Origin of the sequence: Flavobacterium sp. LHD-85 (genome assembly GCF_030929595.1) — a bacterium.
In the GTDB taxonomy this organism is placed as follows: Bacteria; Bacteroidota; Bacteroidia; order Flavobacteriales; family Flavobacteriaceae; genus Flavobacterium.
The window spans coordinates 42,888-59,232 of record NZ_JAVFVR010000003.1; the positions used below are offsets into that span (position 1 = coordinate 42,888).

The following is a 16,345-nucleotide window of genomic DNA, read 5'->3' on the forward strand; positions in this document are numbered from 1 at the left end:
TTACTGCAACATTAATTTCCTAAAAATGAAAAAACTAATAATACCACTACTATTTTTATTTTTTAGCATGAGTCAGGCTCAAACTGTAAAAACGGTTTCTACAGATTGGACATCTATAAGCCAGACCATTGCTATTCAGACTTCTGTGAAGAAAAAATTTAAAGTAACTGCTTATGTAAAAGTAGAAACTACAGAACCAAAATCATGGGCAGGAGTTTGGGCTCGTGTTGATACCAAAAACGATGAAGATGGCTTTTTTGATAATATGAGAGACAGACCGGTAAAATCTAAAGAATGGAATTCATACACTGTTGAAGGAACTGTCGATAAGAATAGTAAATCATTAAGTTTTGGAGGTTTATGTCTATTTGATGGGAAGTTTTATTTTGACAAGTTTGAACTTTTTATCGAAAATGATAAAGGTGTTTACGAACCTGTGACTGTTTTAAATTCAAGTTTTGAAAGTCCGATAAGTAATGGAGATGTGCCAAAATGGATTCAAGGAATAAGTAACGATGCTATTGTTAAAGTAAAAGAATATAAAATTACTTCGGACAAATCGAGTGTTGATGGAAAAAGCTGTTTGCTTATAGAAGGAAAAGGAATAAAACCGAGGTTAGAAGCTAAAATTGGAAATGTAGAAGGAGCGTCTCCAAAAATTGGTGATATGATTTCGATGTTGGAAGATCTTAAAGCCCGTGTTGAAAGAACAGTTAAAAACATGAGCCAATATGAAATCGATTATCTTCATGATGCAGAAGCAAACCGAATTGGAGCTTTGGTAATGCATTTGGCTGCAGCCGAAAAATATTATCAGGTCTTTACTTTTGAAAATAGAGATTTTAATGAAGAAGAAAAGAAAAAATGGGGGCCAGCATTAGATCTTGATCAGGCAGGAAGAGAAATAAAAGGACATGATATTCAGTATTATTTGGATATTTATAATGAAGTACGAGCAAAAACAATCGAAGAATTAAAGAAAAGAGACGACGCTTGGTTTGCAGAAGTACAAACAAGATACGATTGGACAAACCAATATTGCTGGTTTCATGTTATGGAACATCAATCGAGTCATTTAGGCCAGATTTTGTTCTTGAAAAAAAGAATTCCGCTAGAACAGAAAAAAACGTTACCGCAAGAGATTAAGAAATAAAAGAAAAGCTGCATTTTTTAAGATGCAGCTTTTTTAATTTATATATAAAGTTCTCCTTTCATGGTAATAATCGAAGAACCGCCTACTAAAATATCTTCTTCACGATTCATAACTTCAATCATTGAAGGCTGTTTTAATTTTACACCTTGAAGAATTTTATATTCTTGATCGGATTTAGTGAATTTCTTTTGCGTCAAAAAGCCAATTAACGGACCTGCTGCGGTTCCTGTTGCCGGGTCTTCATTTATTCCGATTATGGGATTAAAAAATCTTGTTTCTATTATGTGATCTAGACCTTCTTCAGCTGGAGTGAAACAATAAAATCCTTCAAAATCGTATTCTTTTGAAATTTCAATTAAAAGCTGATTGTCGGGAACAAAACTGTTAAGTATTTGACTGTTTTTTATAGGAACCATTGTATGTGCAACTTCTGTTTTAACTATTGTTGGCACAAAAGCATTTACATCTAGATCTTCAATCTTTAAGCCCAGCGCTACTGCAATTTTATAGGTTGGAATTTCTTGTTTGATAACCGCCGATTTTTGATGCATTTGGACAATTGGGTAAAGAGCCGTCAAATCAAAACTTACTGTTACCGGAATTGCCGAATGTTTCATAATTACAAAAGGCTCACTTTCATTTTGCTCCTCAAAAATAGGCATTCCTTTTAGCAGAGCGCCGCAAACTGCGCCTAATAAATTATGTCCTGCACCGTCGATTTCGATTCCGGTTGGAGTAAATGAACGCACTACAAGTGCTTTTTCTCTTGTAGAATAATAGACAAAAGAAGTTTCAGAATAGCGAAATTCTCTAGAAATATCCTGATAGGTTTCTAAGTCTAGATTTCCATCTGTAAAAACCACAGAAAGCGGATTCCCTTTGTAGCTTTCGTTTGAGAATACGTCTAAAACGTAGTATTCTAATGCCTTTCTTTTCCCCATATTTTTGTGTTTTGAAGCTAAACTAATTCTGAATGCAATAAAATTACGTTTTATTCTTGTATTTCATAGACACGTTTTGTTTTCAAGGCTGTTTTAAGTTTGCTTTTAGATTGAAATTTTACTTTCTGAACCAAAAAATGAAATTAGAAGAAGTTAAAAATCAATGAACAAGCATCTTATTTTGAATTAATTCGATTAATTTTAATTCGTTGTAAATAATATCTATTTATGGAGGAACTTACACATGTCAAATCAATTATCGGAATCATTTTAGGTTTGAGCTTAACTCATCTCATAAAAGGTTCGGTAATTTTTATTCAGCATCCTGGGCGCAAGAAGTTTTATTTTGTACATGCTTTATGGGTGTTTTACGTATTCCTGATGCTTATTCATTTTTGGTGGTGGGAGTTTAATCTAAAATTAATTCATAAGTGGTATTTTGCAGATTATTTCTTCATTATCTGTTATATCTTAATCTATTATTTGCTATGCGCGATTCTTTATCCCGACGATTTAGTAGATTATACAGGATATGAAGATTATTTTTACTCCCGAAAAAAATGGTTTTTCTCGGTTTTGGCAATAAGTTTTGGAGCCGATATAATCGATACGGCAATTAAAGGAGGCGACTATTTTTTATACAACCAAAACGAATATTTTGTTCGGGTTATAAGTCATATTGTTTTATGTTTATTGGCAATAAAAATAAATAATAAAAAGTTTCATACTATTTTAGCACTACTTTTTATTGCTTACGAACTCTCGTATATATTGAGATTATTTAATGTTGAATAGATAATAATTAAATGGAATTTAAGATGAAAATTAAAAGTCTTTCTCTAGGATTCTTTTTTCTTGTTTTAATAAATGAAGGAATTGCTCAAAATAAGATTAATCTTTTTTCTGAGATTAACTATAATTCGATTCCGTCAGTCAATTTAAACGAATACAAATCGGTTCAAGATCGCGATAGCCGACTTCAAAATCCTAATATTGCTTTGGGGGTTGCCATTTCTGGCGGCGGATCGAGAGCACAGTTTTTTAGTATGGGTGTTCTTTTAGGTTTGGAAGAAATTCAAGAAGAAAATTCGAACCGTAATTTTCTTAATGAAATTGATTATTTCTCGACGGTTTCAGGAGGATGTTATTCGGCTGGATATTATTTGACGATCTTGAAAAACAAACTGCAATATGACAACTGCAGTTTTAACGAATTTTACTTTTCAAAAGCCGATGCTTTCAAATCGGATGTCAATAAATCAGCTAACATTTTTTCTCTTTTGAATAATAGCAGAAACGAAAAAGGAGAAAAAATCTCTATGGCTCAACGTTTGGATTTCGAAGTTTTGCAGTATGACAGCGGCAATCCGGAGAATCAGAATAAGTTTAAAACTCAAATGCTTTTGTCTGATTTTTTTATTCCGAGAGAGAGCAAACTCAATCCGCAATTGCCCATTATGGTGGCCAACGGAACGGCTTACAACAATGGCGAGCGTTTTCCGTTCATGCCGCATATTATTCGCGCCTTAAAAATTAATTCATCTCTAGCTCCAAATAAAGCATCACTTTCGCTTGACGAAAATAACATCAATAACGGTTACGATTTTCCGCTCACTTATGCAATAACGGCGAGTTCGGCTTTTCCAGGAGTTCTTCCTAAAACTAAATTCGGAATCAAAAATCAAGATAAAATTTTATGTGTGATTGATGGCGGTGCGTCTGATAATATGGGTTACGAAACTTTGATAGAACTGCTTCACAATGATTCTAAAGTCAAAGACAAAAACAAAAAAGCGCTTTTTATTGATTGCTTGGGGCAAGGAAAGAAAGCGCCTTTTATAAATGATGGTAAAATTGGATTGCTTTCTTTATTGGAAACAGCTTCTTTATATACGGTTCAGACAAGATACATGACTTTTGAAAAAGATGTCGAAAATGTGTTGGATAAATACAGAATTCCGACTTCAAATTATCAAGTTATTGGTTTTACCACTTTAAGGGATTATTTGTTAACTCTGAAAAAAGATCAGAAATATGAAAATTTAGTTGCGCAACTCAAAGAAACCGATGATGAAGCTGCAAATTGGCTGAAACTTCATGACGATTTTAAGACAGAATTGATTGCAAAGTTTGGAACAGATAGTTTTAAGAAAGACAAATACGGCGAACCGCTACTTTCTAGTTTAGATAAAGGAAAATTTAAAGATTTTGATGCAAGCGAACTTTTAATGCTTTACGAATATGCTTCGCATGTTGAAACCAAACTAAAAACAACTCCAGAAGAAAAAGAGATGTTGTTGCTATCTGGACGTTTTGCGGCGTATTTAAAAACGAATGAATTGAAAGCTTTACTGATAGAAAATAAAGGGATTTAGTTATTGCTCAAAAATAACTTTTTTGTCTGTTTTATCAGTTTTGATAATGTCGTAAGGTCTTGATAATTTTAAAGTGCTATTTCCGTTTTGTAGTTTTTCGACTTTTACGATAATGGTATTTCGATTTTCGGTAATTTCAACAATATCAATAGAATGCCCTGCTGTGTTTTGGGTTTTATCGATTACTGCAATGACTTGATATTTACTGAAATCAATATTGATTTCAGTAAAATCTTTGGACAAATCGTTAGAAACATTCATTTCTGTAATTAATTTATCCCAAGCTTTTTGATCCTTAATAATTAGATGTCTTGGCGCAAGACTTTCATCATTAGGAAAAGAATCTCCTTTAGCTATTAACGAATATTGCACATCAGAATTTGGTAAATCATCATTCTCGCAACTTGTTAAAGCTAGCAATATGCTAAATATTAGGATAATCCTTTTCATGATTTTGGTTTTGGTTTTAAAACTTTTGCATAAAGTTTTGTCTATATAAACAGATGCATTTGTATCCAAATAGTTGCGTCAAAGGTGTTTAGTTTTATTGGCATCTTTATATTAGATAAAGATAACGCTAATTTTGATTAAAGATTGTGATGACTTAATGAAATATGCCAAAAACTTTATTTTCTTCCAAATTGTATTATTATTTCCCAACTTTGCACTAAAATCCTTTAAATAAAAACTAAAATGGAATTCGGTAAAATCATTATTTCAGAAACGGCGGCAAATAGCGAAAATCCTCAAGACATTGTTAATTCGAATATTTCGGTAATCAATTTAATGCGCGAAGAAAAAATAGACGACGATTTAATTCACGAAGATGCTTTAATGAGTTATTATTTAGATTTTTATGCGTCAAAATATGCTGAAGGAAATTTTTCGAAATTCGTTCATGATTCTGGCTGGAATAAAGAACTTAATGAATTAATCGAAGAAGGTTTGGCTTTAATTGGTGCCGAAAAGCATTTGGAATTATTTAAAGAACAAAGCCGCAAATTGCGTTTGCAGAGTAATATTAAATTAGGTAAATTTCTAAAAGAAAAATACGATGCTCCAAATGCTTTTAAAGATTTGCTGAATAACAATGCTTATTTTGAATTGGACGAAAATTTGGCCGAATTGAATGCTGCATTTTTAAAATCGCATCCCGATACAGAAGTTCTTTCGGTTGAAGAAATGTTTAAAACACTGGAAGAGTTTGTAGGCCACGAAATTAAGAGAGATTAAATTTTAATTTTTCTGCCGAGGTTTGTAAGAAAATTATATATTTGAAATGCCCTAAATTTCTAACAAATCAAAGCCTATGAAAAAAACGATTCTTTTAAGTGCCGTTTTGATGTTTTTATTTTCCTGCGGGAAGAATGAAAAAGCTAAAAACGATGCGGAAGTTCAGTATCAGGAACTGCTTTCAGAAACAAAAGCACATCTTGGTCATAATAAAAAGCCATTAAGAAAACTCATTTTTAAAAATCTGGATGAGATAGAAGATTCTAAAGAGATGAATCTTAATCTGCTCTCAAAAGTGGCATTAAACTTAAAAATTAAATATTCAGATATTAAAATTGCCGAATCAAGTTCGATTAATTATGATGATCAAATCACTTTTTTTGTTCTGACAACGGTATCACACGATAAAAAAGCATTCCGATCAGATGATGATGAAGAATTGGGAGATTATTTTCAGAGAAAATATCTCTTTGTAAATCGAGAAAATGGAAGCATAATTGCCGAAGAATTTGATGAAAATCTAGGTTATTACGATAATGAAGCCATTCAGTTTTCGAAATCGCATATTTTGAAAGATCTGTTTTTTTTAAACGAAAATACTCCTGCAATTGCTTTTTATACCGAAGCCAATGCCAGCAGCCGAATTGTTTTGTATTCGGAGAAGAAATTTACACTGGTTACTTTGGTTGACAACGAAATTAGAAAGGTTTTATATGAATACCCGGTTCGATTGACCAATGGTGATTCTAACGGAAGCGGCACTTTTCAAATTGAAACTTTAGAAACAGGTATGAGTATTTCTGATGATAAAACAAATGGTTATTTTGATTTGATCATATCTAAAAACTTTTCTTATGAAGAAGCCGTAGAAAATGATTTAGAAAATGGTATCGAAGAAAAAAGCGACCTAAAAATTAAAAAAGAATTAGAAAAGCTAAAGTATAACGGACGAGAATATGCTTTTCATAGAGATGACAGACACCGTTTTCTAGAATAAAATTCGAAAAAAATCAAATAACATCAAGAGCACTTTTACAGTGCTTTTGCTGTTTATAGGAGATTTCGGTTTTACTGCAAAACTTTGACCTAATGTTAACAAACATTTCCTTAAATTTGCTTCCGTTATAAAAAATACAATAGTTATAAAAATCAAGCTATGTTACAAATTGCATTTATTAGAGAAAATCAAGAGAAAGTAATCAAAGCTTTAGCAAAACGAAATATCGATGCTAAAAGCGTTGTTGAAGAGGTGGTTCAATTAGACGAAAATCGTCGTGCTGCACAGGTGGAATTAGACAATACTTTATCAGAATCTAATAAATTGTCCAAAGATATTGGTGAATTGATGAAAGCTGGAGAGAAAGCGAAAGCGGCAATCTTAAAAGAAAAAACAGTTTCACTAAAAGAAAAAAGCAAAGAACTGAGCGAAAAAGCTGAAGCTTTGGCTGTTGAGTTAACCAATAAATTATACACTTTGCCAAACCTTCCGGCAGATATTGTTCCTGAAGGAAAAACGCCAGATGACAATTTGAATGTTTTTCAAGAAGGTGATATTCCTGCTTTACACGAAGGCGCACAACCTCACTGGGAATTGGTAAAGAAATACGATATCATCGATTTTGAATTGGGTGTAAAAATTACTGGAGCAGGATTCCCTGTTTATAAAGGAAAAGGAGCAAAGCTTCAACGTGCTTTGATCAACTATTTCTTAGACAAAAACACCGCTGCAGGATACAATGAAGTTCAAGTTCCTCATTTAGTAAACGAAGCTTCTGGTTACGGAACTGGACAATTGCCAGACAAAGAAGGCCAGATGTACCACGCTGGAATTGACGATTTATATTTGATTCCAACGGCTGAGGTTCCAGTAACCAATTTATTTCGCGATGTCATTTTAAACGAAAGCGAATTGCCAGTTTTACAAACTGCGTATACGCCATGTTTCCGTCGTGAAGCAGGTTCTTACGGAGCACACGTTCGCGGATTAAATCGTTTGCACCAATTTGATAAAGTAGAAATCGTTCGTATCGAGCATCCAGATAATTCTTATGCAGCTTTAGACGGAATGGTAGAGCATGTAAAAGGTATTTTGAAAGAATTGAAATTACCTTACAGAGTTTTACGTCTTTGCGGTGGGGATATGGGATTCACATCTGCTTTGACTTATGATTTTGAGGTGTTTTCTACTGCGCAAGATCGTTGGTTAGAAATCAGTTCTGTTTCTAACTTTGAAACGTTCCAGGCAAACCGCTTGAAATTACGTTTTAAAGATAAAGACGGAAAAAATCAGCTGGCACACACGCTAAACGGAAGTTCATTAGCGCTTCCACGTGTTTTGGCTGGAATTATTGAAAATTACCAAACTCCAGAAGGAATCGTAATACCAGAAGTTTTACGTCCTTACTGTGGATTTGATATTATAAACTAAAAAAAGTATAGTTTTTAAGATACAAACCTAACAGGCTTTTAAAACCTGTTAGGTTTTCTTAATTTATAGAAATTAAAAAACGGAGCATGATGAATGGAATTTTAAACTGGAACGTAGATCCTGTTATTTTCTGGATTACAGATAGTTTTCCCTTAAAATATTACGGAGCTCTTTTTGCCTGCGGACTTCTTTTGGGCTTTTATATTGTTAGAAATATTTATAAAAAAGAAAATCTTTCGCTAGATAATCTCGATACTTTATTGATTTATGTAATTGTCGGAACCGTTTTAGGTGCCAGACTTGGACATTGTTTCTTTTATGAACCGGAGTATTTCTTAAAACATCCGATAGAAATTCTTTTGCCAATTCAGAAAATAAAAGGCGTTTATCAATTTGTGGGGTACCAAGGTTTGGCAAGTCACGGAGGTTCTATTGGAGTACTTACGGCAATGATTTTATACTGCCGAAAATACAAAGTGCAATTTTTAGGACTTTTGGATAAAATGGCTGTTGCGGTTCCTGTAACGGGCACATTTATTAGATTAGGGAATTTTATGAATTCTGAAATCTATGGAAAACCAACCAACGGAAATTGGGGAGTAGTTTTTGAAAGAGATGATTTAATTCCGAGGCATCCAACACAATTGTATGAAGCATTTGCTTATTTACTGATTTTCGGAATACTGTTTTATATGTACAAATCAGAAAAAATTAGAAATGCACAAGGATTAATCTTTGGAACTTTCTTAACTTTATTATTTACAGCTCGTTTTATAATTGAATTTTTCAAGGAAAACCAGGAAGCTTTTGAAAACAGTATGCTGATTAATATGGGACAGATTTTAAGTGTTCCGTTTATTTTAATCGGTTTAGTTCTGATTTTTTGGAAAACTAGGAAAGTCTCAGTTTACAGTAACTAAAAAAGTCTCAGTATACAGTGACAGTTTACAGTTGCTGAAGACTAAAAATTTTCCAGTTTGCAATTTCAGGTATTGACTGAAAACTGCGACTGCGACTGAAAACTTAAAAAATATGAGAAACATATTGATTTGTATCGTTTTGTTATGTTCTGGTTTTGCGTTTGCACAAAACGAGCAGCTGGCGCAATATTATTACGATAAAGGAGACTTTGATAAAGCTAAAATCAGTTATGAAGAGCTTTTAAGAGGTGCGCCATCCAATACGCAGTATTTTTTAAGAACGGTTGACTGTTATCAGCAATTGCAACAGTTTGCCAATGCAGAAAAAGCAATTCAAGATCGTTACAACCGATACAAACAAGGCGTTTTCTTGGTAGAGTTAGGATATAATTTTCAGTTGCAGAAAAACGATTCGAAAGCCAAAAATTACTACGAACAGGCAATAGAAAAAATAAAGGTCAATCCGAATGATGTTTACGGAATTGCAAGTTCATTTGAGAAAAAAGTATTGTTAGAATATGCTTTAAAAGCGTATCAGACTGCAATGGAGGTTCAGCCAAATTTCAATTTCAATTTTCAAATCGGAATGCTTTACGGGCAGTTAGGAAAAACGGATCTTATGATTGATTTGCTATTGACTGAGTCTTTCACAAATCCGCAAAACACTAATCTGATTCAGACACAATTATCTCGATTCATGAATGGCGAAACGGATAATACGGCTTTTAAAGATGCAATGCGAAAAGCATTAATCTTAAGAACCCAAAAAGATCAGGACGTTTTCTGGAATCATTATTTAAGCTGGTTTTATGTACAGCAGAAAGAATTCGGAAAAGCATTCATTCAAGAAAAAGCTATTTACAAACGAGAACCAGAATCGTTGATGAGTATTGTCAATTTGAGTCAGTTTGCTATGAATGAAGGGGACAATGATACAGCTGAAGAAATTCTGAATTTTATTCTCCAAAACACCAAAGATTTAGGTTTGCTGATTCAGTCGAACGCGTATTTGATGCAGATTAAAATTGATAAAGCTCAGGAAAAAGATTATCCAGTTATCGATCAGGAATTGAAGCAATTGTTAGCGACTTACGAAATCAGTCCTTTTACCTTATCTTTGCAAATCATTCAGGCGCATTTTCTGGCCTTTAATTTGAAAAAGACAGAAGAAGGAAAGGCAGTAATCAAAAAGGCTTTAGAATTAAATTTAAACGAATATCAAAAAGCCGATGCTAAAATGGAATTGGCAGATATTCTGCTTTTAGAAGAAAAATACAATCAGGCGCTGATTTACTATTCGCAAATTCAATTGGATTTAAAGAATGATGTGATGGCGCACGAAGCAAGTTTGAAAGCAGCCAAAACAAGTTATTACAAAGGCGATTTTGAATGGGCAAATAAACAATTCAAAGAATTAAAAGCGGCAAATACGCAATTAATAGCTAATGATGCTTTAGAATATTTTCTTTTGATTAATGATAACACCGCTGCAGACTCAACCCAAGTGGCTTTGAAGCAATTTGCAAAAGGAGATTTTTTAATTTATCAGAATAAAAAACAAGAAGCGATTACACAGTTTCAGAATATTTTAAAGACTTATAAAGGTCAGGAAATAGAAGCCGTAACGTTATTGCGTTTGGGAAAAGTTTACGAAAGCCAGAAAGATTTTGCTTCGGCTTTAAGTCAATACCAGCAGATTATTGACAATCACAGCGACGGAATTTATGTTGATGAAGCACTATTTTTCTCAGCAGAAATTTACAATGATGAGCTGAAAGACGTAGAAAAAGCAAAACCGCTATATGAAAAGGTAATTTTTAATCATCAAGACAGTATTTACTTTGTTGATGCCAGAAAAAAATACCGCGAGTTAAGAGGGGATAAGAATTTATAAATTCCAATTTATAAATTCCAAATTCCAAAGAATAAAAATTAATAAAATGATGATTTGAAAAGATTTAAGAGTCAAGAGGAAAAACTTAGAACCTTAGAATTTTAGCATCTCAGAACCTTAGAAAGAATGATTATTTACAACGTTACCACAAACATACACGAAAGCGTTCATGACCAATGGTTAAAATGGATGCAGGAAAAACATATACCAGAAATACTGGCTACGAATAAATTTTCTTCGGCAAGAATTGTAAAAGTTTTGGTTGAAGAAGAAATGGGTGGAGTTACTTATTCGGTACAGTATATAACAGACAGCAAGGAAACGCTGGAGAAATTTTATATTGAAGACGAGCCCGAATTTCACAGAGAAGCATTAGGTTTATTTGCCGATAAGATGCTTTCTTTTAGAACAGAATTGGAGGTTATTTCTGAGCACTAATTTTTTTAGTTTTCAGTCGCAGTCACAGTTTTCAGTTTTGTAATTGATAAAAAGGACTAGAAATTTGGCGTCTTTGAACCTTTATGGAAAGAAACAAAAAATAAAACTTTGTGTCTTCGAGTCTTAGTGGCAAAAAAATTTGAGCCTTCAGGTTAAAAAGAATACTTTTGCAGCCTGGTGGCAAACAAGAAATGAAATGGAAAAAGTAAAAGCAAAAAAACATTTAGGACAGCACTTTCTTAAAGACGAAAGCGTCGCAAAAGCTATTGCGGATACTTTGACTCTTAAAGGATATGATGAGGTTTTAGAAATAGGACCAGGGATGGGTGTGCTTACTAAATATTTACTTGAAAAGCCAATTACTACACACGTTATTGAGATCGATACTGAATCGGTAGCGTATTTGGATGCACATTATCCAAAATTAAAAGACAAGATTATTTCTCAGGATTTCCTGAAGTATAATATAAATGAAGTTTACCAAAATAAACAGTTTGCCATAATAGGCAACTTTCCGTACAATATTTCTTCGCAGATTGTTTTTAGGACATTAGAACTTAGAGACCAGATTCCTGAATTTTCGGGAATGTTTCAAAAAGAAGTTGCCGAGCGCATCTGCGAAAAGAAAGGCTCAAAAACCTACGGAATACTATCAGTTTTAGCTCAGGCTTTCTATGATACAGAGTATCTGTTTACGGTTAATGAAAACGTTTTTATTCCTCCGCCCAAGGTGAAATCGGGTGTGATGAGAATGACCCGAAAGGAAGATTATAGTCTTCCTTGCAGTGAAAAGTTATTTTTTACAGTTGTAAAAACAGCTTTTCAACAGAGACGAAAAACATTACGTAACAGTTTGAAAACATTAAATTTATCAGACAATTTGCGAGAAGACACTATCTTTGATAAACGTCCAGAGCAACTTAGCGTTGATGAATTTATTGAACTAACTCTAAAAATAGAAACCGATGGAGTTCAAAGTTAGTAAAGAATTTATACACCAGCTTGAGGAGCTGATTAATAAGAAAAACGACAACGAATTAGAAGTTTTACTTAATGATCTGCACCACGCTGATATTGCCGAAATTTTAGACGAATTAGATTTCGACGAGGCAACTTATATCTTTAAGGTTTTAGATAGTGATAAAACAGCCGAAATTCTTCTGGAATTGGAAGAAGATCTGCGTGAAAACATCTTAAGCCGACTTTCGCCAAAGGAAATCGCAGAAGAGCTTGATGAGCTTGAAACCAATGATGCCGCTGATATCATCGCCGAACTTTCGCAGGAAATTAAAGCGGAAGTTATCTCAGAGCTAGTTGACGTTGAACACGCCAAAGACATTGTTGATCTTTTGCGTTATGACGAAAACACGGCCGGTGGTTTGATGGGAAAAGAGCTTGTAAAAGTGAATGAAAATTGGAACGTTTTGACCTGCGTTAAAGAAATGCGAATTCAGGCAGAGAATGTTTCTAGAGTACATTCTATTTATGTAGTTGATGATGAAAACCGACTAAAAGGAAGACTTTCCCTTAAAGATTTATTGACTTCTTCGACCAAAACTCAAATTGGTGACGTTTATATCCGAAAATTAAATTTTGTAAAAGTAGATACCGAGGATGTTGAGGTTGCTCGTATCATGCAGAAGTATGACTTAGAGGCAATTCCTGTTGTTGATGAGTTAGGACGATTAGTTGGGAGAATTACCATCGACGACATCGTAGACGTAATCAAGGAAGAAGCTGATAAGGATTACCAGTTGGCTGCCGGTATTACACAAGACGTTGAATCGAATGACAGCGTTTATGAGTTAACCAAAGCGCGTCTGCCTTGGCTTTTGATCGGAATGGTGATTGAAATTGTTGCGTCTTTTGTCTTGAAAGGTAACGAAGCCACTTTTCAAAAATATTCTACACTAATCATATTTGTGCCTTTGCTTTCTGCAACAGCAGGAAATATTGGAGTTCAGGCTTCGGCAATCGTAGTACAAGGTTTAGCAAATGGAACGCTGAAAGATTTCAGCCGCGGTTATTTTACTAAAGAAATTACCGTTTCTATGATTTCGGGAAGTATCATTTCATTTCTTTTATTGTGTTATCATTCTATCATGTACCAGCAGTATTTAGTGGGATTTGCCATATCGATTTCGATGATTGTTGTAATTCTTTTTGCTGCCACTTTAGGGACTTTAGTACCACTTTTCTTGAACAAAAACAAAATTGACCCCGCAATTGCGACTGGTCCGTTTATCACAACGACCAATGACGTATTCGGAATCATGTTATACTTTGGAGTAGCAAATTTGATTCTCGGATTCTAGATTTTTGCCACAAATTACCTTTTTACAGTGATTTAAAATCTCTAAAATCTGCGTAATTTGCAGGCGGAAAATGCTGTTTACCAATCAGAAATAAATTAAAGCCAAACCAAAATGAAAGTACACATTATTGGAGGAGGAAACCTAGGAGTTTCTATTGCCTTGGGAATTGCTAAATTCTCGAAAAACAACCAAGTTACTGTCACAAGAAGAAACACTGCAAGTATTCAATATTTATCAGAATACGGAATCACGGTTTCTAACGATAATAAACATAACATCCAGGAAGCTGATGTTGTAATCTTAACCATAAAACCGTATCAGGTTGATACGGTATTGGCTGAAATCCTGCCAGTTGTCCAAAATAAAACAATTGCTTCTGCTGTAAGCGGATTGTCTTTGGATATGCTTCAAACCAAAACAAACTACGAATACCCAGTTGTACGTATCATGCCAAATATTGCGGCGCAGTTTGGAGAATCGGCAACCTGTATTTCTTTTCCAGAAAAGTATGGGGCAAATGCTTCGCCAGTTGTTGACTTATTTCAGGATTTGGGAACTGCTCCTGTAATCGATGAAAAACTAATGGATGCTGCAACTGTTTTAGGTGCTTGCGGAACTGCGTATGCATTGCGTTACATTCGTGCGTCTATGCAAGCAGGAATCGAAATTGGTTTTGATTCTAATACTGCTCTTGCAATTGCCGCTCAAACGGTAAAAGGAGCTGCTAAAATGCTTCTGGAAGAACGAGTGCACCCAGAACAATTGATCGACCGTGTAACAACGCCACAAGGCTGTACAATTGTTGGTTTAAATGAAATGGAACATAATGGTTTCAGTTCGTCATTAATCAAAGGAATCAAAACTTCTTTAAAACAAATTAAAGGTTAGGTTTTAAAGAAATTCTAATATTAAAAATTCCAAATTCCAATTTTAAAAGTGGAGTTTGGAATTTTTTTGTTTTAATATTCTCGTTTGATTGAGCAGTAATCTATATTAAAGCTAGTTCCTTTTCTTTTATGTCTTCTGTAAATTTTGTCCTGTGGAAATCCAACCCAAATTTTTCAATCTTTGCGCTATCTATTTTGTGATTTTTATTAGTCATCCATTTTACAAAAACGAGTGAGTCGACACTACGTAATGCTGGTCCAGTACATCTAGCATCTAACTTATGACAAGCGGCACAGTTCGAATTGAATATTTTTCTTCCTTTTTCTTGAGTTTCTGATAAGTTTGGCGTACCACAGAAGTTTGGAACTGGAGTATTGCAATACCAGTTTGTAGGAGGTTCGTATGTTTTTATTTCATATAAAATTACTCCAACTAAGACAATTATTAAAGAAATTGAGTAAAGCAGTATTTGACGAATTCTTTTCATTTAAAGAATTTAAAGTTGGAATTTTTACTTTTTTGAAATTTGCTTTACTCAGATTAATAAAATAGACGGTTCAATTTTTTATAATTTATCAAACCTAACTGGCTTTTTTATTCAAAATATATTTCAAGTATAAGAAACCTGCTAAACCTGCTACGAAGGAAGCTATAAGAATGGCTATTTTAGAAAAAACTATAACTTCAGGATTTTTAAAGGCAAGAACGGTAATGAAAATCGACATTGTAAAACCAATTCCGCCAAGCATTCCTGCACCTAAAATATGAGCCCATTTTAAGTTTTTAGGGAGCATGCACAAGCCAGAAGTTACGCCGACAGAAGAGAAGAGTAAAATTCCGAGAGGTTTGCCCACTACAAGCCCGAGAATAATCCCGTATGTGTTAACATGATCAAGACCTTCGTGCCAGTTTTCTGTAATTGTTAAAGCTGTATTGGCAATTGCAAACAACGGAAGAATAAAAAATGCAACCGGCTGATGTAAAAAATGCTGTAATCGGTAGGATAAGGTTTTTTCTCCACCATCACCAAACGGAATTACAAATGCTAAAATAACTCCCGTAATGGTTGCGTGAACGCCTGAATTAAGCATAAAATACCACATAATAACTCCACCAATAAGATAAGGAATCAGATTATGGACTTTCATTCGGTTTAAGACAAATAAAAGGCACCAGATTCCAAGAGCGATTCCGAGATTCAAAAAGGAGATCGAAGTAGTATAAAAAATAGCAATAACGATAATGGCTCCCAAATCGTCGATAACAGCTAAAGCAGTTAAAAATACTTTTAACGAAGTAGGAACTTTGTTTCCTAAAAGCGATAAAATTCCGATTGCAAAAGCAATATCGGTCGCCATAGGAATCCCGGCTCCATTTTGTGTAGTTGTTCCGTAATTTAAAACTAAAAAGATTGCTGCGGGAACCAGCATTCCTCCAAAAGCGGCCATTATTGGCAAAGAAGCATTCTTAATATTTGACAATTCACCGTGATAAATCTCCCGTTCCAGTTCTAAACCGATTAAAAGAAAGAATATGGTCATTAGTCCATCGTTAATCCAATGTGTAATAGAATGCCCTGCTAATTCTTTCTCCCAAAAAGCAACATACGGAATTTGAATAGAAGAGTTGGCAAGGGCAAGGGATAAAATCGTGACTAAGAGCAAGATAATTCCCCCCGATTTTTCGTTTTCAAAAAAGGCTTTAAAAGTCTTGGTAAGTTTCATTAGGGAAGATTTTCTGAAGATTTATATGATGGATTG

General features: G+C 34.0%; 16 protein-coding genes. 12 read left to right on the plus strand and 4 right to left on the minus strand.

From position 1 onward, the window contains the following. The first annotated feature begins 25 nt into the window (after positions 1 to 25). A complete protein-coding gene (locus RB618_RS06105; RefSeq protein ID WP_308067945.1) occupies positions 26 to 1,153 on the plus strand; it encodes a DUF664 domain-containing protein in 1,128 nt (375 codons plus the stop codon). A gap of 38 nt (positions 1,154 to 1,191) precedes the next feature. On the opposite strand, the gene RB618_RS06110 is transcribed toward RB618_RS06105, so the two are convergent. Beyond that, complete coding sequence (locus tag RB618_RS06110) at positions 1,192 to 2,094, minus strand: PhzF family phenazine biosynthesis protein (RefSeq protein ID WP_308067946.1); 903 nt, start codon at positions 2,092 to 2,094, stop codon at positions 1,192 to 1,194. Between the two features lie 228 nt (positions 2,095 to 2,322). Between RB618_RS06110 and RB618_RS06115 the strand changes: the two genes are divergently transcribed. Together RB618_RS06115 and RB618_RS06120 are read left to right on the plus strand one after the other, a co-directional pair. Then, positions 2,323 to 2,889: a hypothetical protein gene (locus RB618_RS06115; protein ID WP_308067947.1), complete on the plus strand. Its 567-nt coding sequence runs from the start codon at positions 2,323 to 2,325 to the stop codon at positions 2,887 to 2,889. Between the two features lie 23 nt (positions 2,890 to 2,912). Next, positions 2,913 to 4,469, plus strand: coding sequence for a patatin-like phospholipase family protein (locus RB618_RS06120; protein ID WP_308067948.1), 1,557 nt, complete (start codon positions 2,913 to 2,915; stop codon positions 4,467 to 4,469). On the opposite strand, the gene RB618_RS06125 is transcribed toward RB618_RS06120, so the two are convergent. Further along, positions 4,470 to 4,919, minus strand: a complete 450-nt coding sequence (locus tag RB618_RS06125) for a protease complex subunit PrcB family protein (RefSeq protein WP_308067949.1) — start codon at positions 4,917 to 4,919, stop codon at positions 4,470 to 4,472. It abuts the gene before it with no gap. Between the two features lie 243 nt (positions 4,920 to 5,162). On the opposite strand from RB618_RS06125, the gene RB618_RS06130 reads away from it, so the two are divergent. From RB618_RS06130 to proC, 9 genes are all read left to right on the plus strand, one after another. Continuing rightward, on the plus strand, positions 5,163 to 5,702 hold the full coding sequence (locus RB618_RS06130; RefSeq protein ID WP_308067950.1) for a hypothetical protein: 540 nt from the start codon (positions 5,163 to 5,165) through the stop codon (positions 5,700 to 5,702). Between the two features lie 76 nt (positions 5,703 to 5,778). Next, a complete protein-coding gene (locus RB618_RS06135; RefSeq protein WP_308067951.1) occupies positions 5,779 to 6,699 on the plus strand; it encodes a hypothetical protein in 921 nt (306 codons plus the stop codon). Positions 6,700 to 6,858: 159 nt separating this feature from the next. Continuing rightward, positions 6,859 to 8,130, plus strand: coding sequence for a serine--tRNA ligase (gene serS, locus RB618_RS06140; RefSeq protein WP_008465517.1), 1,272 nt, complete (start codon positions 6,859 to 6,861; stop codon positions 8,128 to 8,130). A gap of 86 nt (positions 8,131 to 8,216) precedes the next feature. After that, entirely contained in the window at positions 8,217 to 9,050 is an 834-nt protein-coding gene (gene lgt, locus RB618_RS06145) for a prolipoprotein diacylglyceryl transferase (RefSeq protein ID WP_308067952.1), read from the plus strand. 112 nt (positions 9,051 to 9,162) lie between these two features. Then, complete coding sequence (locus tag RB618_RS06150; RefSeq protein WP_308067953.1) at positions 9,163 to 10,944, plus strand: tetratricopeptide repeat protein; 1,782 nt, start codon at positions 9,163 to 9,165, stop codon at positions 10,942 to 10,944. A gap of 126 nt (positions 10,945 to 11,070) precedes the next feature. Then, the gene (locus RB618_RS06155; RefSeq protein WP_308067954.1) at positions 11,071 to 11,382 is read left to right on the plus strand and encodes a DUF4286 family protein; all 312 of its coding nucleotides are present in this window, start codon (positions 11,071 to 11,073) and stop codon (positions 11,380 to 11,382) included. Between the two features lie 196 nt (positions 11,383 to 11,578). Beyond that, positions 11,579 to 12,364 (plus strand): 16S rRNA (adenine(1518)-N(6)/adenine(1519)-N(6))-dimethyltransferase RsmA, encoded by a 786-nt coding sequence (gene rsmA, locus RB618_RS06160; RefSeq protein ID WP_308067955.1) that lies wholly within the window; start codon positions 11,579 to 11,581, stop codon positions 12,362 to 12,364. Next, on the plus strand, positions 12,348 to 13,697 hold the full coding sequence (mgtE, locus tag RB618_RS06165; protein ID WP_111377632.1) for a magnesium transporter: 1,350 nt from the start codon (positions 12,348 to 12,350) through the stop codon (positions 13,695 to 13,697). Before rsmA ends, mgtE begins: the two co-directional genes overlap by 17 nt. 111 nt (positions 13,698 to 13,808) lie before the next feature. Then, entirely contained in the window at positions 13,809 to 14,585 is a 777-nt protein-coding gene (gene proC / locus RB618_RS06170) for a pyrroline-5-carboxylate reductase (protein ID WP_308067956.1), read from the plus strand. A 100-nt stretch (positions 14,586 to 14,685) separates the two neighbouring features. Here the strand turns inward: proC and RB618_RS23705 are convergent, their stop codons facing one another. Then, a complete protein-coding gene (locus RB618_RS23705; protein WP_374121103.1) occupies positions 14,686 to 15,072 on the minus strand; it encodes a c-type cytochrome in 387 nt (128 codons plus the stop codon). Positions 15,073 to 15,166: 94 nt separating this feature from the next. Beyond that, the gene (gene nhaA / locus RB618_RS06180) at positions 15,167 to 16,309 is read right to left on the minus strand and encodes a Na+/H+ antiporter NhaA (protein ID WP_308067957.1); all 1,143 of its coding nucleotides are present in this window, start codon (positions 16,307 to 16,309) and stop codon (positions 15,167 to 15,169) included. Positions 16,310 to 16,345: the final 36 nt, after the last annotated feature.

Bases quoted from the DNA above. Each gene is read 5' to 3' on its own strand.
- nhaA (WP_308067957.1), bottom strand. From the start codon at position 16,309: ATGAAACTTACCAAGACTTTTAAAGCCTTTTTTGAAAACGAAAAATCG.
- mgtE (WP_111377632.1), top strand. From the start codon at position 12,348: ATGGAGTTCAAAGTTAGTAAAGAATTTATACACCAGCTTGAGGAGCTG.
- RB618_RS06110 (WP_308067946.1), bottom strand. From the start codon at position 2,094: ATGGGGAAAAGAAAGGCATTAGAATACTACGTTTTAGACGTATTCTCA.
- RB618_RS06115 (WP_308067947.1), top strand. From the start codon at position 2,323: ATGGAGGAACTTACACATGTCAAATCAATTATCGGAATCATTTTAGGT.
- RB618_RS06125 (WP_308067949.1), bottom strand. From the start codon at position 4,919: ATGAAAAGGATTATCCTAATATTTAGCATATTGCTAGCTTTAACAAGT.
- RB618_RS06150 (WP_308067953.1), top strand. From the start codon at position 9,163: ATGAGAAACATATTGATTTGTATCGTTTTGTTATGTTCTGGTTTTGCG.
- RB618_RS06135 (WP_308067951.1), top strand. From the start codon at position 5,779: ATGAAAAAAACGATTCTTTTAAGTGCCGTTTTGATGTTTTTATTTTCC.
- RB618_RS06120 (WP_308067948.1), top strand. From the start codon at position 2,913: ATGAAAATTAAAAGTCTTTCTCTAGGATTCTTTTTTCTTGTTTTAATA.
- RB618_RS06130 (WP_308067950.1), top strand. From the start codon at position 5,163: ATGGAATTCGGTAAAATCATTATTTCAGAAACGGCGGCAAATAGCGAA.
- RB618_RS23705 (WP_374121103.1), bottom strand. From the start codon at position 15,072: ATGAAAAGAATTCGTCAAATACTGCTTTACTCAATTTCTTTAATAATT.
- RB618_RS06105 (WP_308067945.1), top strand. From the start codon at position 26: ATGAAAAAACTAATAATACCACTACTATTTTTATTTTTTAGCATGAGT.
- RB618_RS06155 (WP_308067954.1), top strand. From the start codon at position 11,071: ATGATTATTTACAACGTTACCACAAACATACACGAAAGCGTTCATGAC.
- serS (WP_008465517.1), top strand. From the start codon at position 6,859: ATGTTACAAATTGCATTTATTAGAGAAAATCAAGAGAAAGTAATCAAA.
- proC (WP_308067956.1), top strand. From the start codon at position 13,809: ATGAAAGTACACATTATTGGAGGAGGAAACCTAGGAGTTTCTATTGCC.
- lgt (WP_308067952.1), top strand. From the start codon at position 8,217: ATGATGAATGGAATTTTAAACTGGAACGTAGATCCTGTTATTTTCTGG.
- rsmA (WP_308067955.1), top strand. From the start codon at position 11,579: ATGGAAAAAGTAAAAGCAAAAAAACATTTAGGACAGCACTTTCTTAAA.